Source organism: Lapillicoccus sp. (assembly GCF_025353065.1).
GTDB lineage: Bacteria > Actinomycetota > Actinomycetes > Actinomycetales > Dermatophilaceae > Lapillicoccus.
The window spans coordinates 1-18,951 of sequence record NZ_JANXRJ010000312.1 but is presented as its reverse complement, the minus strand read 5'-3'; the positions used below and the strand labels follow the sequence as shown (position 1 = coordinate 18,951).

16 protein-coding genes are annotated in these 18,951 nt (G+C 71.3%); 11 read left to right on the top strand and 5 right to left on the bottom strand.

What is annotated here, in order from left to right; translation table 11 throughout:
* The first annotated feature begins 29 nt into the window (after positions 1 to 29).
* The 5 genes from Q0R63_RS22515 (at position 30) to Q0R63_RS22495 (ending at position 5,059) form a co-directional block, all read left to right on the top strand.
* Positions 30 to 1,970, top strand: coding sequence for an MDR family MFS transporter (locus Q0R63_RS22515; protein WP_366521198.1), 1,941 nt, complete (start codon positions 30 to 32; stop codon positions 1,968 to 1,970).
* Positions 1,971 to 2,077: 107 nt separating this feature from the next.
* Positions 2,078 to 2,509, top strand: a complete 432-nt coding sequence (locus Q0R63_RS22510) for an SRPBCC family protein (RefSeq protein WP_295702340.1) — start codon at positions 2,078 to 2,080, stop codon at positions 2,507 to 2,509.
* 515 nt (positions 2,510 to 3,024) lie between these two features.
* Complete coding sequence (locus tag Q0R63_RS22505) at positions 3,025 to 4,209, top strand: alkaline phosphatase family protein (RefSeq protein ID WP_295702339.1); 1,185 nt, start codon at positions 3,025 to 3,027, stop codon at positions 4,207 to 4,209.
* Positions 4,188 to 4,571, top strand: coding sequence for an alkaline phosphatase family protein (locus Q0R63_RS22500; RefSeq protein ID WP_295702343.1), 384 nt, complete (start codon positions 4,188 to 4,190; stop codon positions 4,569 to 4,571). The genes Q0R63_RS22505 and Q0R63_RS22500 overlap by 22 nt, the downstream gene beginning before the upstream one ends.
* Positions 4,517 to 5,059 (top strand): phospholipase domain-containing protein, encoded by a 543-nt coding sequence (locus Q0R63_RS22495; RefSeq protein ID WP_295702342.1) that lies wholly within the window; start codon positions 4,517 to 4,519, stop codon positions 5,057 to 5,059. Before Q0R63_RS22500 ends, Q0R63_RS22495 begins: the two co-directional genes overlap by 55 nt.
* On the opposite strand, the gene Q0R63_RS22490 is transcribed toward Q0R63_RS22495, so the two are convergent.
* Complete coding sequence (locus Q0R63_RS22490) at positions 5,023 to 6,249, bottom strand: MFS transporter (protein WP_295702338.1); 1,227 nt, start codon at positions 6,247 to 6,249, stop codon at positions 5,023 to 5,025. The two genes, Q0R63_RS22495 and Q0R63_RS22490, sit on opposite strands and share 37 nt — an antisense overlap.
* 94 nt (positions 6,250 to 6,343) lie before the next feature.
* Between Q0R63_RS22490 and Q0R63_RS22485 the strand changes: the two genes are divergently transcribed.
* The 6 genes from Q0R63_RS22485 to Q0R63_RS22460 are packed head-to-tail and all read left to right on the top strand — an operon-like array spanning position 6,344 to position 13,870.
* Positions 6,344 to 8,086: an ABC transporter substrate-binding protein gene (locus Q0R63_RS22485; protein ID WP_295702337.1), complete on the top strand. Its 1,743-nt coding sequence runs from the start codon at positions 6,344 to 6,346 to the stop codon at positions 8,084 to 8,086.
* A 7-nt stretch (positions 8,087 to 8,093) separates the two neighbouring features.
* Positions 8,094 to 9,050, top strand: coding sequence for an ABC transporter permease (locus Q0R63_RS22480; RefSeq protein WP_295702336.1), 957 nt, complete (start codon positions 8,094 to 8,096; stop codon positions 9,048 to 9,050).
* The gene (locus Q0R63_RS22475; RefSeq protein ID WP_295702335.1) at positions 9,047 to 10,024 is read left to right on the top strand and encodes an ABC transporter permease; all 978 of its coding nucleotides are present in this window, start codon (positions 9,047 to 9,049) and stop codon (positions 10,022 to 10,024) included. Before Q0R63_RS22480 ends, Q0R63_RS22475 begins: the two co-directional genes overlap by 4 nt.
* The gene (locus Q0R63_RS22470) at positions 10,021 to 11,049 is read left to right on the top strand and encodes an ABC transporter ATP-binding protein (protein WP_295702334.1); all 1,029 of its coding nucleotides are present in this window, start codon (positions 10,021 to 10,023) and stop codon (positions 11,047 to 11,049) included. The genes Q0R63_RS22475 and Q0R63_RS22470 overlap by 4 nt, the downstream gene beginning before the upstream one ends.
* Positions 11,046 to 12,092, top strand: coding sequence for an oligopeptide/dipeptide ABC transporter ATP-binding protein (locus Q0R63_RS22465; protein WP_295702333.1), 1,047 nt, complete (start codon positions 11,046 to 11,048; stop codon positions 12,090 to 12,092). Before Q0R63_RS22470 ends, Q0R63_RS22465 begins: the two co-directional genes overlap by 4 nt.
* Positions 12,089 to 13,870, top strand: coding sequence for a gamma-glutamyltransferase family protein (locus Q0R63_RS22460; RefSeq protein ID WP_295702332.1), 1,782 nt, complete (start codon positions 12,089 to 12,091; stop codon positions 13,868 to 13,870). Before Q0R63_RS22465 ends, Q0R63_RS22460 begins: the two co-directional genes overlap by 4 nt.
* Before the next feature lie 28 nt (positions 13,871 to 13,898).
* Here the strand turns inward: Q0R63_RS22460 and Q0R63_RS22455 are convergent, their stop codons facing one another.
* The 4 genes from Q0R63_RS22455 to pdhA form a co-directional block, all read right to left on the bottom strand.
* The gene (locus Q0R63_RS22455; protein WP_295702331.1) at positions 13,899 to 14,612 is read right to left on the bottom strand and encodes a GntR family transcriptional regulator; all 714 of its coding nucleotides are present in this window, start codon (positions 14,610 to 14,612) and stop codon (positions 13,899 to 13,901) included.
* 228 nt (positions 14,613 to 14,840) lie between these two features.
* Entirely contained in the window at positions 14,841 to 16,496 is a 1,656-nt protein-coding gene (locus Q0R63_RS22450) for a dihydrolipoamide acetyltransferase family protein (protein WP_295702330.1), read from the bottom strand.
* A gap of 17 nt (positions 16,497 to 16,513) precedes the next feature.
* Positions 16,514 to 17,488 (bottom strand): alpha-ketoacid dehydrogenase subunit beta, encoded by a 975-nt coding sequence (locus tag Q0R63_RS22445; protein WP_295702329.1) that lies wholly within the window; start codon positions 17,486 to 17,488, stop codon positions 16,514 to 16,516.
* A gap of 1 nt (position 17,489) precedes the next feature.
* On the bottom strand, positions 17,490 to 18,587 hold the full coding sequence (pdhA, locus tag Q0R63_RS22440) for a pyruvate dehydrogenase (acetyl-transferring) E1 component subunit alpha (protein WP_295702341.1): 1,098 nt from the start codon (positions 18,585 to 18,587) through the stop codon (positions 17,490 to 17,492).
* Positions 18,588 to 18,951: the final 364 nt, after the last annotated feature.

Below are 18,951 nucleotides of genomic sequence, written 5' to 3'. Positions count from 1 at the left end.
GCACTCGCACACGAACCAGGAGCACTGACATGGCTGCAGCCACACCGGCCGCCACGGCCCCCCCGGCGACGGACGGGTCACTGACCCATCGCCAGATCATCACCATCCTCGTCGGCCTGATGATGGGGATGTTCCTCGCCGCGCTCGACCAGACGATCGTCGCGACGTCGATCCGCACCATCGCCGACGACCTCCACGGGCTGTCCGCGCAGGCCTGGGTGACCACGGCCTACCTCATCACCTCGACGATCGTCACGCCGCTCTACGGCAAGCTCTCCGACATCTACGGGCGCAAGCAGTTCTTCCTGCTGGCGATCTCGCTGTTCACCATCGGCTCGATGCTCTGCACGCTGTCGACCTCGATCGGCATGCTGGCCGGCTTCCGCGCCGTCCAGGGCCTCGGCGCCGGTGGTCTCTTCTCCCTCTCGCTCGCGATCATCGGTGACATCGTGGCGCCGCGCGAACGGGCGAAGTACCAGGGCTACTTCCTCGCCGTGTTCGGCACCTCGAGCGTCCTCGGCCCGGTCATCGGCGGGTTCTTCGCCGGCCAGTCCTCGATCCTCGGCGTCACCGGCTGGCGCTGGGTCTTCCTCGTCAACGTGCCGATCGCCGTCGCCGCGCTCATCGTCGTCACCCGCACCCTGCACCTGAAGCACCAGCGCCGCGACCAGCGCATCGACTGGTGGGGCGCGGTCATGCTCAGCGTCGCCCTCGTGCCGCTGCTCATCGTCGCCGAGCAGGGTCGCGAGTGGGGCTGGGCCTCGGGCAAGTCGATCGCGATGTTCGTCATCGGCGGCATCGGCATCGTCGGGTTCTACCTCGTCGAGCGGGCGATGGGCGAGTCCGCCCTCATTCCCCTGCGGCTGTTCAAGAACCGCACCATCGGGGTCGCCTCGGTCGGCTCGATCTTCATCGGCATGGGCATGTTCGGTGGCCTCGCCGCCCTCCCGCTCTACCTCCAGATCGTCAAGGGCGCGTCCCCGACCGAGGCCGGCCTGCTGCTGCTGCCGCTGACCCTCGGGATCATGTTCGGCTCGATCCTCTCGGGCCAGCTGATCTCGCGCACCGGCCGCTACCGCCGCTACCCGATCATCGGTGCTGCGCTGCTGACCGGGGCGATGTTCGCCTTCCACTACGTCGGCGCCGACACCGCACTCCCGCTGACGATGACGATCATGGTCTTCTTCGGCATCGGCCTCGGCTTCAACTTCCAGCCGCTGACCCTCGCCGTCCAGAATGCCGTCAGCCCGCGGGACATCGGGGTCGCGACCTCGTCGGCGACCTTCACCCGCCAGATCGGTGGCACGCTCGGCACCGCCGTGTTCCTGTCGATCCTCTTCTCGACGGCCGGCGACAACATCGCCCGGGCCTACCAGGCCGCCGGCAGCACGCCGGCGTTCCAGGCCGCGGCCCAGACCCCGGCCGGGGCTGCCGCCCTGAAGACCGTGCAGGGCTCCGGCTCGTCGCTCAGCGACACGTCGTTCCTCAACGGTCTCGACCCGGTCATCGCGCACCCGTTCCTCGTCGGTTTCTCGAACTCCATGTCGACCGTGTTCTTCGTCGCGACGTTCATCCTGGCGGCGGCCTTCGTCGTCTCCTGGTTCCTGCCGCACGTCGAGCTGCGCGGCGGCTCACCGCAGGCCGAGCGCGCCGCCCAGGACGTGGCCGACAAGGCCGAGGAGGGTGCCGCCATCGACAGCGCCGCGAGCGCCGCGAGCGCGCCGGTGCAGGACGCGGGTGTCCCCCGGGCGGACGACGAGCACGTGCTGGTCCCCGTCGGGGCCGTCCGTGCGGACGACCCGGCAGAGTTCGCCGACCAGGCCGGTCTCGGCGGTTCCACGGACATCCGGCACGGTCGCCACGAGGCGCCGACCCCCGAGGTCCGCGTGGTCATGAACGGCGTCGGTGACCTCTCGGGCGACCGCAAGCCGGGCCGGCACCGCGCCCTGCCGGGGGAGCAGATCCACTGACCCCGCGTTAGCTGGCTGGCTGACCCGCTCGGCTCATCCACGTCACGATGGCCCGGTCCCCCTCGGGGGCCGGGCCATCTGCGCGGAACGCCGTAGGCTCACCCTCCGTGAAGCGCACCGTCACCGCGTCGGGCCCGGCGTCACCCGCCGAGGCCTGGGACCGGTATGCCGTGCCCGCCCGGTGGCACGAGTGGTCACCCCCGATCGTCCGGGTCGACACGACGGGTACGCGCATCGTCCCCGGTCTTGCCGGGGTGGTCCACGGCATCGGCGGGATCCGGGTGAACTTCCTCGTCGAGGCCGTCGACGAGGGGGCCCGGACCTGGCGCTGGCGGGCCCGACTCGGGCCGCTCGAGATCGTCCTCGACCACGGGGTCACTGCGGTCACCGCGGTCACCGGCACCCACGGCACCCACGGCACCCACGGCACCGACGGGGTCGGCGGCTCCTCGACCTGGCTCACCGTCTCCGGACCACCCCTGGCCGTGCTCGTCTACCCGGAGATCGCGCGCATCTCGCTGCGGCAGCTGGTCTCCTGATTCTCAGGAGTGTGTCCCGCCAATGATCGGGTGGAGATGACCACGTCAGGGCTTGGACAGGTCCACCTGATAACCCGCGAGGGGGAATGCTGACCGCACCCGGCACCCCACAGCGTTCGACGACGGTCTGGCCTTGGCCCGACGGATGGTCGCGTCAAGATCTCGAAGATCTCAACCACACCCTGAGAGCTCCTGAGAATGCTCTGATGCACGGAGAACTTGGGGCACACGGACCGGGGGTAATGCTGTCGGGGCTGCGGGAGCGGTCACGTCGCCTTCACCGCCCCGGTATGGGTGACTACCTCACCCGCCAGGACCCCACCATCACCCCCGGCCACCGCCCGGCACCCACGACCTGAGCGGTCCGGTGGTCCGTCCAGGCGCACCCGGCATACCGCTGGCGTTGGGGTTGTGTTCAACCGGAGTTCGCTCCGGGTGGCGCACGTGCCGGAAGGGTGGTCGAGTGGTGCCGGCGCCCCGCCCGAGCACGCCGCACGCGCCCGAAGGAGTCCCCCATGCCGACCGTCGACCGTCGCCGCTTCCTCCAGCTCACCGGTGGTGCCGCCGCCCTGACGACGCTCGACGAGAGCGTCGCCCGGGCCGCGTCGATCCTGGCGAACCGGGCCACCGGCTCGCTCAAGGACATCGAGCACGTCGTCGTCCTCATGCAGGAGAACCGGGTGTTCGACCACTACTTCGGCACGATGCGTGGGGTCCGCGGCCTTGGTGACCCGCACCCCGCAACGCTGCCGAGCGGGAAGTCGGTGTGGCACCAGTCCGACGGCACCACCGAGACGCTGCCGTTCCGACCGGACGTCGACGACATGGGGCTGGCCTTCCTCCAGGACCTCGACCACAGCTGGGACGGCGGCCACGGCGCCTTCAACGCCGGCCGCTACGACCGGTGGATCCCCACGAAGTCGGCCACGACAATGGCCCACATGGAGCGACGCGACATGCCGTTCCAGTACGCGCTGGCCGAGGCCTTCACCGTCTGCGACGCCTACCACTGCTCGCTCATCGGCCCGACCGACCCCAACCGCTACTACATGTGGACCGGCGGGGTCGGCAACGACGGCACGGGCGGTGGCCCGGTCGTCACCAACGCCGAGGTGGGCTACGGCTGGACGACCTACCCCGAGCGGCTCGAGACGGCCGGCGTCTCGTGGAAGGTCTACCAGGACGTCGGCGAGGGGCTCGACGCCGCACACTCGTGGGGCTGGGGGCCGGACGCCTACATCGGCAACTACGGCGACAACTCGCTGCTCTACTTCAACCAGTACCGCACCGCGCAGCCCGGGAGCCCGCTCTACGACAAGGCCCGCACCGGCACGAACAACGCTGCGGGAGACAGGTATGTCGACCAGCTCAAGGCCGACGTCCTCAGTGGCAACCTGCCGCAGGTCTCGTGGATCGTCGGTCCCGAGGCCTTCACCGAGCACCCGAACTGGCCGGTGAACTACGTCGCCTGGTACGTCTCGCAGGTCCTCGACGCGCTGACCGCCGACCCCGAGGTGTGGAGCAGGACGGCGCTGCTGCTCACCTTCGACGAGAACGACGGGTTCTTCGACCACGTGGTTCCGGCCCACCCGAACTCCTCCGTCGTCCGGGCGCCTCGACGGTCTCGACGAAGAACGAGCTCTACCAGGGCCCCGACGGACAGGTCGGTCCCTACGGGCTGGGGCAGCGGGTGCCGATGATGGTCATCTCGCCGTGGAGCACCGGCGGCTGGGTCTGCTCCGAGACCTTCGACCACACCTCGATCCTGCGCTTCCTCGAGAAGCGGTTCGGGGTCCGCGAGCCGCAGATCAGCCCGTGGCGTCGCGCCGTCTGCGGCGACCTCACCTCCGCCTTCGACTTCGGGCGGCAGCAGCCGACCGTGCCGACGCTGCCGGGCACCGCGGCATACGTGCCACCGGACCGGGTCCGACACCCCGACTACGTCCCCACGCCTCCCACGACAGGGGCAGTTCCCCAGCAGGAGAAGGGAACTCGCCGTCCCGGGCCCTGCCCTACCGCCTCGCGGCGACGACCACGGTCGGCGCCGGCAGCCTCAAGCTGACCCTGACCAACACCGGCCGGGTGGGCGCCCACGTCCAGGCGCGCTCGACACGCGACATCGGCGGACCCCTCAGCTACACCGTCGGCGCCGGGGACACCCTCACCGCGACAGTCCCTCTCGGCAAGACCTACGACGTCGAGCTGCACGGGCCAGCAGGCTTCTACCGCCTGGTCGCCGGGCTCTCCGCCGCCTCACCGGTCGAGGTCACCCTGGAGGACGACACGACGCGTGACGCGGCCGTCGTGCACCTGACCTCGCAGTCCGCCGCCCGACAGGTCGTGGTCATCGTCGACACCAACACCGGTCGTAGCCAACGGCATACGGTGCTGCCGCGGCAGTCGGTCGCCGTCTCCGTCAGCACCAGCAGGACGGGCGGGTGGTACGACCTCACCGTCACGACCGACACCGACTCGCGCTTCCGCCGGGTGCTGGCCGGCCGGGTCGAGACCGGTCAGCCCCGGACGAGCGACCCACTGATCGGCCGCTGAGCGTCGGCGCGCCGGAGGGTGCGCCACGAGACGAGCGCGATGACCAGGGCGCCGAGACCGGCCACCACCGGCACGAGGTATGCCGCGTGCGCACCAAGGCGCTCGACCGCCGCCCCACCGACGGCCGAGCCGGCGGAGATCCCGATGATCAGCCCCGTGAGCACGACCGTCATCCCCTCGTTGAGCATCGCGGTGGGGACGAGCCGCTGCGCGAGCCCGATGCTCGTGATCAGCGTGGGCGCGGTGGCGATCCCGGCCACGGCCATCACCGCGGCCAGCACCCGGAGATCGGTCGCGAGGAGGACGGGGAGCTCGAGGAGGAACATCAGCGCGACCCCGATCACGAGCCGTGTGGTGATCCCCGAGCGGAAGGTCCGCAGCCCGAAGACCAGGCCGGAGACCGCCGACCCCAGGGCGAAGAGCCCGAGGATCACCGAGGAGAAGCCCTTGTTGCCGGCCGCATCGGCGACCGCGACGGTGACGACCTCGTTGCTCCCGAAGATCACGCCGGTGAGGGTCATCACGAGCGCGACGGGGAGCAGGCCCGGCCGGCTGAGGGCGACGCCGCGGGGGCGGTCGGCGTGCGGCACCACAGGCGGCTCGCTCGAGCGGGCCGAGCAGAACACCAGGGTGCCCACGAGGTAGCCGACCCCCGCGACGACAAGACCGGCCTCCGGAAGGATCAGCGTGCTCATCACCACCGCGAGCACCGGTGCCACGACGAAGGACAGCTCGTCGAGGACCTGCTCGAAGGACATCGCGACGTGGAGCCGCCCCTCGTCGCCGCGGTAGGCCTCGCTCCAGCGGGCCCGTGACATCGTGCCGAGGCTGGGGATGCCGGACGAGAGCGCGTAGAACACGAAGAGGGTCCAGACCGGCGCGTCCAGGAGCGAGCAGACCACCATCATGGCGAGCATCAGCGTCGAGAAGGCCACGAGCGGGAGGGCCACGACCCGTTGGCCGCGCCGGTCGAGCAGGGCGCCGATCACCGGCGCGAGGACGGCCAGGACGAGCAGACCGACGGCGGAGACCGCGCCGGCCAGGCCGTAGGAGTCGTGCCGGGTCGCGACCATCACCACCGTCGAGATACCGAACATCGCGGTGGCGAGCCGGCCCACGGACGCGCCGACGACCCATCGCGTCGCCCCCGGGACGGAGAACAACGGACGGTAGGCGGCCAATGCGCGCACCCGCTGAGTCTGTCGAGATGCCGGCCGGCCCACAACTCTGTATACAGGATACATTCTTGAGACTCTCCCGTTCCCCCGACGACCGGAGCAGACCATGGCACCGCGGATCCCCCGAGGCAACCGCTCGACGACCACCCCACCGGTACCCACGTCGCTGACGCCCGTGCGAGGCATACCCACCTCGCGGCATACCCGACCGTGGCTCGGCGTGGCGATCGGACTGGTCCTCCTGGCCGGGCCCGCCCTCGCCGCCTGCAGCGCCGTGACCCCCGCCGGCGGGTCGACCGGCACGGCCGGCAGCGCCGCCGGGGCGGGCGGTGACACGTTCGGCTCCCCCGCGACGGCAAGCCAGGTCAAGACCGGTGGCGAGCTCGTCGTCGCGCTCTCGGCCGAGCCGGACGCCCTCGACCCGACGACCTCGCGCAGCCTCTACTCGCGCTACATCTTCGAGACGATGTGCCAGAAGCTCTACGACGTCGACCAGAACGCCCGCGTCGTCCCGCAGCTCGCCACGGCGCTCCCGGTCATGAGCGACGGCGGCAGGACCGTCACCATCGCCGTCCGCGACGGGGTGAAGTTCGCCGACGGCACGCCGTTCGACGCTGCGGCCGTGAAGTCCACCCTCCAACGCGACCTCACCCTCGCGGGCTCCGGCCGCAAGAGCGAGCTGGGCCCGATCACCGGCGTCGACGCACCGGACGCCAAGACCGTCGTCATCCACCTCAGCACCCCGTTCGCCCCGCTGACGGCCGCCCTGACCGACCGGGCCGGCATGATCCTCAGCCCCACGGCCACGGCGAGCCTCGGCAAGAACTTCGGCACGGCGCCGGTCTGCGTCGGACCGTTCAAGTTCTCGAACCGCGTGCCGCAGAGCACGATCGAGGTCGTCAAGGACCCGAGCTACTACGACGCCGCCTCGGTGCACCTGGACAAGATCACCTACCGCATCATCACCGACGCGAGCATCCGCGCGGCCAACCTCAAGTCCCGCGACGTCCAGGTCGCCGACTCGGTCTCACCGCAGGACGTCGCCTCGATCTCCGGCACGGCCGGCCTGTCGGTCCTCAGGTCCGGGAGCCTGGGCTACCAGGGCCTGACCTTCAACGTCGGCACCGTCGACGGGGTGGGCAAGCCGGCGAAGCGGATCGACCGGCCGGAGGCCAGCGACCACCGGGTGCGGCAGGCCTTCGAGGCCGCCATCGACCGCACCACCCTCAACCAGGTCGTCTTCAACGGCGCCTTCACGGTGGCCTGCTCACCGATCTCACCGAAGACCGAGTACTCGTCGAGCGCCGCCCAGACGTGTCCCGCGCACGACGTCGCCAAGGCGAAGCAGCTGCTCAAGGACGCGGGGGTCACCGTGCCCTTCCCCCTCGAGATGCAGGTCTCCAACAACCCCGACAGCCTGCGTCTCGCCCAGGCCCTCCAGGCGATGGTCAAGGAGGGCGGCTTCGACCTCCAGATCAAGCCGGTGGAGTATGCCTCGCTGCTCGACCTCCAGGACAAGGGAGAGTTCTCGCTCCTCCTGCTCGGCTGGTCAGGGCGGATCGACCCGGACGCCAACATCACGAACTTCGTTGGTACGGGCGGTAGTCAGAACGTCGCCGGCTACAACGACCCGGCGGTCGACGCGCTGCTCGGTCAGGCCCGCCAGGCGCAGGACACCGCGACGCGCCGCGACCTCTACGGCCAGGTCGTGACCAAGCTGCACGCCAGCGACCCGCTCGTCTACCTCTACCGGCCCAACAACCTCACCGGCGTCTCGTCGAAGACCGCAGGAGTGCAGGTGTTCCCGGACGGGGTGCTGCGGCTGGCTTTCGCCGGACTCACGAAGTAGCCCGGACGTGCGTAAGTACCTGCTGACCCGGGCCCTGCAGTCCCTGCTCACGCTCTTCCTCGCGACCGTCGTCGTGTTCCTCGGCATCCGGGCCCTCCCGGGTGATCCGGCCCTCGCCCTCGCCGGCGAGGACCGGACCCCGGAGGCCCTCGCCGCGATCCGGCAGCAGTACGGCCTCGACCAGCCGGAGATCGTCCAGTTCTGGCGGTTCGTCGCCAACGCCCTGCACGGTGACCTCGGCCAGTCGGTGCGCACCGGGCTGCCGGTCTCGTCGATGCTGCGCACCGCCCTCCCCGTGACCCTCGAGCTGTCGGCGCTGGCCATCGTCATCGCGACGGTCCTCGGCGTGGGGTCGGGCGTCGTCGCGGCGGTCCGGCGCGGCGGACCCTCGGAGTGGGTCGCCAACGCCTTCGCCCTCCTCGGCCTGTCCGTCCCCCACTTCTGGCTCGGGCTGGTCGCCATCCTCTACCTCAGCGTCGCGACCGGCCTGTTCCCCGCGTCCGGCTTCGTGCCGTTCCTCCAGTCACCCGCCGACAACCTCCATCACCTCATCCTGCCGGCGGTCATCCTCGGCACCGGGCTCGCGGCCGTCATCATGCGCCAGACCCGGTCGTCCATGCTCGATGCGCTCGACACCGACTACGTGCGCACGGCACGAGCCAAGGGGCTGTCCTCCCGGGCCGTCATCGGCCGGCACGCCCTGCGCAACAGCCTCATCGTCGTCGTGACGATCGTCGGGCTGCAGCTCGGCGGGCTCATCTCGGGGGCCGTCGTGACCGAGCAGATCTTCGGTCTGCCGGGCTTCGGCACGATGACCATCGACGCGGTCTTCCAGCGCGACTACGCCGTGATCCAGGCCGTCGTGCTCGTCACCGCGACGGCCTACATCGTCCTCAACCTCGTCGTCGACCTGCTCTACTCCGTCATCGACCCGCGGGTCCGGGTCGCGGGGTCGGCCTCATGAGCGTCGACCCCGGACTCGTGGCGACGGTGCCCGACGGCTCCGATGGCTCTCATAGCTCTGGCGGCGTGGGTGGTCACGGCGGGTCGAGAGGCTCGAAAAGGTCTGGTAGCACGGGTGGCTCGCCGGTCGGGGTCGGCCGTCGCCGGCTGGTGGTCCGGCGGCTGAGCCGCAACCCACTCGCCGTCGTCGGGGCGGTGGTGCTCGTCCTCGCCATCCTCGTCGCGGTGCTCGCCCCGGTCATGGCGCCGTATGCCGCCGACCAGACGGACTTCGCCCACCCCCTGGCTCCGCCCGGGGGTCCGGGTCACCTCTTCGGCACCGACGACCTCGGCCGCGACGTGCTCTCGAGGATCATGCTGGGGATGCGGGCGTCGCTGCTCGTGGCGCTGCTGGCGGTGGTCACGGCCCTCGTCGTCGGCGTGCCGCTCGGGCTCGCGGCCGGCTACTTCCGTGCGGTCGATGCCGTCATCTCGCGACTGACCGACCTGCTGCTCGCCTTCCCCTTCCTCATCCTCGCGGTCGGGCTCGCCGCCATCCGCGGCGCGAGCCTGGCGAACGCCGCCGTGGCCATCGGTATCGCGCAGATCCCCGGCCTCATCCGGATCGTGCGGTCGGAGACGCTGCGGCTCAAGGGCCTCGACTTCGTGGCCGCCGCGATCGTCGACGGCGCGAGCGACCTGTGGGTCCTCGGTCGCCACGTGCTGCCCAACGCGACGTCGGTGGTCCTCGTGCAGGCCACCGTCGCGCTGCCCGCCGCGATCCTCGGCGAGGCGGTGCTGTCCTTCCTCGGCCTCGGGATCCAGCCCCCGGCGCCGAGCCTCGGCACGATGCTCGCGGCCGCCCAGCCCTTCGCCGGCCGCGCGCCCTGGGCCGCCGTGCTGCCCGGGATCGCGATCATGCTCCTGGCGCTGGCGTTCAACGTCTTCGGTGATGCCCTGCGCGATGCGCTCGACCCCAAGGGAGGTGGCCGGTGAGCAGAACGACGTCGACTGCCGACGCGCAGCCCGCAGCGCGGCATACCCGCGTGCTCGAGGTCCGCGACCTGTCGGTGACCTTCCGCACCGAGACGGGGACCGTGGCCGCGGCGGACGGCGTCGACCTCGACCTCGGCAGCGGCGAGATCGTGGGCGTCGTCGGGGAGTCCGGTTGTGGCAAGAGCGTGACGGCGATGGCGTTGACCGGGCTGCTGCCACGGTCGGCGACCGTGACCGGCTCGGTGCGGCTGCGGGACGACGAGCTCGTCGGCGCCTCGCCGGCCACGCTGCGACGGGTGCGCGGCAAGGACATCGCCTACATCTTCCAGGAGCCGATGACCTCGCTGAACCCCGTGCTCACGGTCGGCCGCCAGATCGCCGAGGTGCTGGAGCAGCACGAGTCGATGAACCGGCGCGCGGCGACGGCGCGGGCGGCCGAGCTGCTCGCCGTGGTCGGCATCCCCTCGCCGGCCGAGCGCGTCAAGCAGTACCCCCACCAGCTGTCGGGAGGGATGCGGCAGCGGGTGATGATCGCGATGGCCATCGCGTGCGAGCCCGCCGTCCTCGTCGCCGACGAGCCCACCACGGCCCTCGACGTCACCGTGCAGGCCGGCATCCTCGACGTCCTGCGTCGGCTGCGCGACGAGACCGGCATGGCGGTGCTGGTCATCACGCACGACCTGGGGGTGATCGCGGACGTCGCCGACCGCGTCGTGGTGATGTATGCCGGGAGGGTCGTCGAGCGGGCGGGCGCCGACGACCTCTTCGCGCGACCCCGGCACCATTACACCGCAGGCCTGCTCGCGGCCTCCCCGACCAGCGGCCGGCACGCCGGGACCCACCGGCTCGAGGAGATCCCGGGACTCGTGCCAGTGCTGCGTGAGCCGCCCGACGCCTGCACGTTCGCTGAGCGGTGCGGGGCGGCCGACGACACCTGCCGGTCCCGACGGCCGTTGCTCGAGGTCGCGCTCGGGTCCGGTGCTGCTCACGAGGTGGCCTGCTGGCACCCGAAGGTGTCGTCGTGACCGCCGCCGAGCCGGTGCTCGAGATCGTCGACCTCGTGATGCACTTCGGGCCGGTGCGCGCGGTCGACGGGGTCTCGCTGACGGTGGCCCGCGGCGAGGTGACGGCCCTCGTCGGGGAGAGCGGCTCCGGCAAGTCGACCGTGGGCCGGTGCATCGTGCGCCTGCTCGACCCGACCTCCGGGACGATCCGCCTGTCCGGCACCGACATCAGCCGGCTCTCGCGGCGTGCGATGCGACCGCACCGACGGGCGGTCTCGATCGTCTTCCAGGACCCCGGCGGCTCCCTCGACCCGCGGATGCTCGTCGGTGAGGTGGTGGGCGAACCGCCACGGCTACAGGGGGTTTCGCCTAGGGATCGGCGAATCCGCGTTGCCGAGGGGCTCACCCGGGTGGGGCTGCGGCCCGAGGTCGCCTCGCGCTACCCGCACGAGCTGTCGGGCGGGCAGCGCCAACGGGTCTCGATCGCGCGGGCGCTGATGTCCGAGCCCGGACTGCTCGTGGCCGACGAGCCCACGAGCGCCCTCGACGTCTCGGTGCAGGCGTCCGTCCTCAACCTCCTCGCCGACCTGCAGCGCGATCTTGGTTTCGCCTGCCTCTTCATCACCCACGACCTGTCCGCGGTCGAGTACCTCGCCGACACCATCGCCGTGATGTATCTCGGCCAGATCGTCGAGCACGGTACGAGGGAGCGGGTCTTCGCCCGTCCGGCGCACCCCTACACCCAGTCGCTGCTCGCTGCCGCCCCTGTGGCGGACCCGGGCCGACAGCGGGCCCGCACCCGGGTGCTCCTCGGGAACGACCTCCCCGCGGCCATCGACCCTCCGAGCGGCTGCCGCTTCCAGACGCGGTGCCCGCTCGCCGTCGATCGTTGTGCGAGTGAGGTGCCCGCGCTACGGGACTTCGGCGGACACACGGTCGCCTGCCACCTCGTCGCCGATGACGGGACCCCACCCGACGTCCGGGCAGCGGTCCGAGAGGATCAGGACCGGCCGTCCGACGCGCTCACCTCCGACGCACCGTCGTCCCCCGGAAGGACCTCATGACGTTCACCACCCGCCCGACCCTCGAAGGCACCTTCGGGATGGTGTCCTCGACCCACTGGATCGCGTCGCAGTGCGCGATGCGGATGCTCGAGCTCGGCGGCAACGCCTTCGATGCGGCCGCCACGGCCGGGTTCGTCCTGCACGTCGTCGAGCCCCACCTCAACGGACCCGGCGGGGACCTGCCCGCGATCATCGTGACCGCCGACGACCCGACACCGAGGGTGCTCTGCGGGCAGGGCCCGGCGCCGGACGGCGCCACCGTCGCGCACTACCGCGGCGAGGGGCTCAGCCTCGTGCCGGGCTCCGGCCCGCTCGCCGCGACGATCCCGGGGGCCGTCGACGCGTGGCTGCTCCTGTTGCGCGACAGGGGGACTCGCTCATTGCGCGAAGTCCTCGAACCGGCGATCGGCTACGCCCGCCACGGCCATCCGCTGCTGGAGCGGGTCGCCGCGACCGTCGCCACCGTCTCTGATCTGTTCGTCGAGGACTGGACAACCTCGGCCGACCTGTGGCTGGACCACGGCTCCGCGCCGACCCCCGGCGCGCTCTTCCGGAACCCGGTCTGGGCCGACACCCTCGAGCGCCTCGTCCGCGAGGGGGAGGGGGCCGGCACCGACCGCGCCGCTCAGGTGGAGGCCGCCCGACGCGCCTGGTCGCAGGGCTTCGTCGCGCAGGCCGTCGACGCCTTCTCGCGCCGGCCCTTCCGGGACTCCTCCGGCGAGCGGCACGGTGGCCTCGTCACCGGCGCCGACCTCGCCTCCTGGGCGGCCACCTGGGAGCCGGCGACGACGCTCGAGTGGCACGGGCACACGGTCGCGAAGACCGGCCCGTGGGGTCAGGGGCCCGCGCTGCTGCAGACGCTCGCCCTGCTGGACGCACTGGGAGACTCGGCCGAGCTGGATCCATTGAGCAGCAACGGGATCCACACCATCAGCGAGGCGATCAACCTCAGCTACGCCGACCGGGAGGCGTGGTACGGCAGCGGCGAAGAGCCGATGACGACGCTGCTGTCCACGGGCTACGCCACGGAGCGGGCCACCCTGGTCGGGGAGACCGCGGATCTCGACATCCGCCCGGGGCGACCCGACGGGCGGGAGCCGCGGCTCCCGGCATACGTGCTGGGGACGGGTCGGACGGCACCGGTGGACGCGACGACCGGCGAGCCGACCGTGTCCGTCGCGGACACCACCCGCGGGGACACGTGCCACGTCGACGTCGTCGACCGCTGGGGCAACATGATCTCGGCGACGCCGAGCGGTGGCTGGCTGCAGAGCTCCCCGACGATCCCGGAGCTCGGCTTCTGCCTCGGGAGCCGGATGCAGATGTTCTGGCTCGAGGAGGGACTCGCGTCGTCGCTCGCGCCCGGGAAGCGCCCGCGGACCACCCTCACCCCGACCCTGGTGCTGCGCGACGGCGAGCCGTGGATGGCGTGCGGCACGCCGGGCGGTGACCAGCAGGACCAGTGGCAGCTGCTCTTCCTGCTGCGGACGGCCCTGCACGGCACCGGTCTGCAGGAGGCGATCGACGCGCCGGCGTGGCACTCCAGCGGCTTCACGAGCTCGTTCTACCCGCGCGACCGGGTGCCCGGGGGCTTGGTCGTCGAGAGCCGCATCGAGGCTTCCGTGGTCGCCGACCTCGAGCGCCGCGGGCACCCTGTCAGCGTCGTCGACGCGTGGAGCCTCGGCCGGCTCTGCGCCGTGACCCGGGACGCCGCCAGCGGGATCCTGCGCGCCGGCGCCAACCCGCGCGGCATGCAGGGGTATGCCGTCGGGCGCTGAGCTGCCATCGGGGCCGTTCGACTCCGAGTCACAAGGCGGCAGGGGACGGTCTGCCGAGCGTCTCCACCGCCGCTTGCGCCGCCGCGTCGACGTGGTCCCTGGCCGCGGCTTCGGCCCCCGCAGCGTCGCCCGCCTCGATCGCGTCGACGAGGCGGATGTGCTCGCGCCACGAGTGCGGGGCGCGGCGGGCGCCGCCGACCCGGAAGACCCAGTGGACGTGGAGGTAGAGGGAGGCGGAGATCGAGGCCAGCCAACGGTTTCCGGCGATCGTGACGACCCGCAGGTGCAGGGCGCTGTTGAGCTCCGCGACCCGCGTCAGGTCACCCGACTCCGTCGCCACGCGGGCCTCGTCGAGGAGGGCGCGCAGGTCGGCGACGTCGGCGGGCGTCGCGCGCTCGGCCGCGATCCGGGCGGCGACCGGCTCGAGGCTCGAGCGGACCGTGAAGAGGTCGGCGATGGCCGCGGCGTCGGGCGTCGCGACGACCGCCCCGCGGCGGGGGCTGAGGGTCACCAGGCCGTCCGACTCGGCCACCCGCAACGCCTCCCGGACAGGGTTGCGCGACACCCCGAAGTCGGCGGCCAGGCGCTCCTCGGTCAGCCGGGTCCCGGGTGGGTAGACCCCGTCGACGATCCGGTGCCGCAGCTCCTGGAGCACCTGATCCCGCAGGGCCACGTGCTCGGCCCCGATCGTCGCCTGCGGCCTCGACCCGTCCTGCACCGTCGTCCCCCCGTCATCCGCCATCTGCCATCGGCAACAAAAGGACGCCCCGTCACGACGAGCATCGGTGCCTGGCGCCGACTGTATACGAAGAACAATCGCCCCGGCCGCCAAACCGCCAAGGGTGCCCTCTCGCGGCATACAGCCGCGCGGCACTCCCCAGCGGCCGCTCGACTCGGAGTCGAGCGGGCCCGGTATGCCGCGACCGGTCGCTCGGCCCCGTCGCTCGGCCCCGTCGCTCAGCCCCGTCGCTCAGCCCCAGACGAGACCGCGGCTGGGGTCCTCGAGCAGCGCCGAGAGGTCGGCGAGGAAGCGGCTGCCGAGCTCGCCGTCGATGAGCCGGTGATCGAACGAGATCGCCAGCTGGGTGACCTGCCGGATCGCGATCTCGTCGTTCCCGGCGGCGTCGGTGACGACCCAGGGCTTCTTCTTGATCGCCCCGAAGGCGGTGATCGCGCTCTCGCCCGGGTTGATGATCGGCGTTCCCGCATCGACCCCGAAGACGCCCACGTTAGTGATCGTGATCGTGCCGCCGGCCATCTCGGCCGGCTGGGTCTTGCCGTCGCGGGCCGTGGCGATCAGTGCGGCCATGGCCTGAGCGAGATGGAGCATCGACATCTGGTCGGCGTCCTTGATGTTGGGGACGAGCAGGCCCCGCGGGGTCGCCGCGGCGATCCCGAGGTTGACGTAGTTCTTGACGACGATCTCCTGCGCCGCCTCGTCCCACACCGCGTTCATGCCGGGGTTGCGCCGGACCGCGACGCAGAGGGCCTTGGCGAGGACCAGCATCGGGGTGACCCTGACGTCCCGGAACTCGCGGTCGGTCTTCAGCCGGGCCACGAGATCCATCGTCGCCGTGACGTCGATGGTGTTGAACATCGTGACGTGGGGAGCAGTGAACGCCGACCCGACCATCGCCTGGGCCGTCATCTTGCGGACCCCCTTGACCGGGACGCGGACCTCCCGGTCACTCAGCGGTGCGTATGCCGTCCACTCCCCATCGACGCCGGGTGGAGTTCCCAGCCCCGGAAGCGACGTCCCCTCCAGCACCCCACGATCGGCTCGCCGTGCCAGGACGTGCGCCTCGACGTCGGCCCGCGTGATGACCCCCCCGTCACCAGTTGCGGCGACGGTGTCGAGGTCGACGCCGAGGTCCTTCGCGAGCCTGCGCACCGGCGGCTTCGCCAGCGCGCGGCCGGTGCCCGGCGCCTGTCCCTTTATCGGGTCACCCGATAAAGGGACGCTTCCCGGGAGAACGGTTGTCGAGCGAACCGCCCCGTTGTCGGGTCCAGCACCGGCCGTCCGGGCCGACCGGGACGTCTGGTCCTCGACCGCGGCTGCCGACGACGGGACGAACTCGGTCGGGTTCCTCACGGGCAGAGCGGGGGCCACCTGCATGGCCGTCCCTGCCTGCGTCCCTGCCGCGGCCTCCATGACGGGGGCGGACGGCATACCGGCGTCGGTGCCCGGCCCTGCATCAGCGCCCTTGCGCGGACGACGTTTGGATTCGGTCTGCTTCACGCCGTAGCCGACGAGGACCGCCGTCCGGCCCGTCGAGGTCGTGCCCCCGATCTTGCCCTCCTCGATGTCCTCGTCGCCCGCATCCGTTGCGGCAGAGGCCAACTCACCAACCGGCGCCGGAGGATCCACTGCCGCCGCCCCACCCACGCCGTCGTCGACGGAGATGATCGGCGTCCCGACCTCGACGGTCGACCCCTCGGTGACGTGGATCTGCGTCACCGTCCCCGCGAAGGGGACGGGGAGCTCGACGAGCGACTTCGCCGTCTCGATCTCGACGACGATGTCGTTGACCTTCACGGTGTCGCCGGGCTTGACGTGCCAGGTGACGATCTCGGCCTCGGTCAGGCCCTCGCCCGGGTCGGGGAGCTTGAACTGTTTAATGGTCATCCGTGAACTCCGTTGTCCTAGAACGCGAGCGAGCGATCGACGGCGTCAAGGACGCGGTCGAGGTCGGGGAGGAACTCCTCCTCGAGCCGGCTCGGAGGATAGGGCAGGTTGTAGCCGCCGACCCGCAGCACCGGTGCCTCGAGGTGGTAGAAGCAGCGCTGCGTGATGCTCGCCGCGATCTCGGCGCCCATGCCGAGGAAGGTCGACGCCTCGTGTACGACGACGAGTCGGCCGGTCTTCTCCACGGACGCCGCGAGGGTGTCGAGGTCGAGCGGGCTGAGCGAGCGCAGGTCGATGACCTCGAGGGCCTTGTCCTCCTCGGCCGCGGCCTCCGCCGCCTGGAGACAGGTCTTGACCATCGGGCCGTAGGCGACGACCGTGCAGTCCCTGCCCTCGCGGGCGACGGCCGCGGTGAACAGGCCCCGGGAGGCGCCGCTGACGTCGACCTCGCCCTTGTCCCAGTAGCGCCGCTTGGGCTCGTAGAAGATCACCGGGTCGTCGGTCTCGATCGCCTGTTGGATGCCCCAGTAGGCGTCCTCGGCGTTGGAGACGCACACGACCCGCAGGCCGGCCGTGTGCGCGAAGTAGGCCTCGTTGGACTCGCTGTGGTGCTCGACGGCACCGATGCCGCCGCCGACCGGGATGCGGATGACGATGGGGAGCCTGATCGTGCCGAGGCTGCGGGCGCGCATCTTGGCGACCTGGCTGATGATGTGGTCGAAGGCGGGGTAGACGAAGCCGTCGAACTGGATCTCGACGACGGGCCGGTAGCCGCGCAGCGCCATCCCGATCGCGGTGCCGACGATGCCCGCCTCGGCGAGCGGGGTGTCCATGACGCGGTCCTCGCCGAAGTCCTTCTGCAGGCCCTCGGTGACGCGGAAGACCCCCCCGAGCTTGCCGATGTCCTCGCCCATGAGGACGACCTTGGGGTCCTTCTCCATGGCGGCCCGCAAGCCGTTGGTGACCGCCTTGGCGATGGTCAGCTGCGGCATGTCAGTGCCCCCCGTCGAAGCTGGCCTGGTAGGCGACGAACTGCTCGCGCTCGGCGGCGAGCAACGGGTGGTGCTCGACGTAGACGTGGTCGAACATCGACTCCCCCGTCGGGTCCGGCATCGACAGGGTGCCCTCGCGCACGTGGACGGCGAGCTCGTCCGCCTCGGCCTCGACGGCCGCGAAGAACGCACTGTCGGCCTTGCCCTCGTGGGCGAGGTAGGCCTTGAGCCGCATGATCGGGTCGCGCAGCTTCCACACCTCGACGTCGGCAGAGACACGGTACTTCGTCGGGTCGTCGCTCGTGGTGTGGGCGCCCATCCGGTAGGTCCACGCCTCGATCAGGGTGGGGCCCTGACCGGACCGGGCCTCTTCGAGCGCGTGCTTCGTCACGGCATACACCGCCAGCACGTCGTTGCCGTCGACCCGGATGCCGGGGAAGCCGAAGCCGCGCGCGCGCTGGTAGAGCGGGATGCGGGTCTGTCGCTCGTTGGGCTCCGAGATCGCCCACTGGTTGTTCTGGCAGAAGAAGACGACAGGCGCGTTGGTGACGCCGGCGAAGACGAAGGCCTCGCTGACGTCGCCCTGGGCGGTGGCGCCGTCGCCGAAGTAGGCGATGACGGCGGCATCGCGGTCGGGGTCGCCGGTGCCGACGTCGCCGTCGCGCTGGATGCCCATCGCGTAGCCCGTCGCGTGCAGCGTCTGGGCGCCGATGATGATCGTGTAGAGGTGGAAGTTCTTCTCGTTGGGGTCCCAGCCGCCGTTGTTGACGCCGCGGAACATCCCGAGGAGGTTGAGCGGGTCGACCCCGCGGCACCAGGCGACGCCGTGCTCGCGATAGGTCGGGAAGGCGTAGTCCTGCGGCTTCAGCGCGCGACCGGAGCCGACCTGGGCGGCCTCCTGACCGAGCAGCGAGGCCCAGATGCCGAGCTCGCCCTGGCGCTGGAGCGCGGTCGCCTCGGTATCGACGCGGCGGATCAGCGTGAGGTCGCGGTAGAAGCCGCGCAGGTCCTCGTCGGTGAGCTCGGCCGCATACTGCGCGTAGGCCGCGGACACAGCGGTCTCCACCCGCTGCCCCTCGGGGTTGAGCATCTGGACCATCTCGGGCCCGCCGTCGCCGACGGCCGGGACGGGGACGGCGAGGTCGTCGGGGGTGATCGCATCGCCCCGACCGGTGGAGTCGGAGGACGCCGCCGAGGCTCCCCCTCCGACGACTGCGTTGTCGCTCACAGGCACTCCTTCTGGCCGGTCGATCGGACCGACTGGATCCGGGCCGCGGCCTCGTGCCGGGATGGCCGGGACGGTGCTGCGGCATCGTCGTCGTGGGCGCGGCCTGGTCGAGACCGCACTCACCGTTGAGCCGTTCGGGGTCAATCTAGCCGGGGTTGCCGCGAGGGTGGCAACACGGTGGGTCCGCCCGGCGTGCGCTGCAGGACTAACCAGCAGGGGTTGACGCTGCGTCAAG

Excerpts from the sequence above, each read along its gene's own strand:
- Q0R63_RS22505 (WP_295702339.1), top strand. The coding sequence starts at position 3,025 with ATGCCGACCGTCGACCGTCGCCGCTTCCTCCAGCTCACCGGTGGTGCC.
- Q0R63_RS22455 (WP_295702331.1), bottom strand. The coding sequence starts at position 14,612 with ATGGCGGATGACGGGGGGACGACGGTGCAGGACGGGTCGAGGCCGCAG.
- Q0R63_RS22475 (WP_295702335.1), top strand. The coding sequence starts at position 9,047 with ATGAGCGTCGACCCCGGACTCGTGGCGACGGTGCCCGACGGCTCCGAT.
- Q0R63_RS22515 (WP_366521198.1), top strand. The coding sequence starts at position 30 with ATGGCTGCAGCCACACCGGCCGCCACGGCCCCCCCGGCGACGGACGGG.
- Q0R63_RS22450 (WP_295702330.1), bottom strand. The coding sequence starts at position 16,496 with ATGACCATTAAACAGTTCAAGCTCCCCGACCCGGGCGAGGGCCTGACC.
- Q0R63_RS22485 (WP_295702337.1), top strand. The coding sequence starts at position 6,344 with ATGGCACCGCGGATCCCCCGAGGCAACCGCTCGACGACCACCCCACCG.
- Q0R63_RS22460 (WP_295702332.1), top strand. The coding sequence starts at position 12,089 with ATGACGTTCACCACCCGCCCGACCCTCGAAGGCACCTTCGGGATGGTG.
- Q0R63_RS22445 (WP_295702329.1), bottom strand. The coding sequence starts at position 17,488 with ATGCCGCAGCTGACCATCGCCAAGGCGGTCACCAACGGCTTGCGGGCC.
- pdhA (WP_295702341.1), bottom strand. The coding sequence starts at position 18,587 with ATGGTCCAGATGCTCAACCCCGAGGGGCAGCGGGTGGAGACCGCTGTG.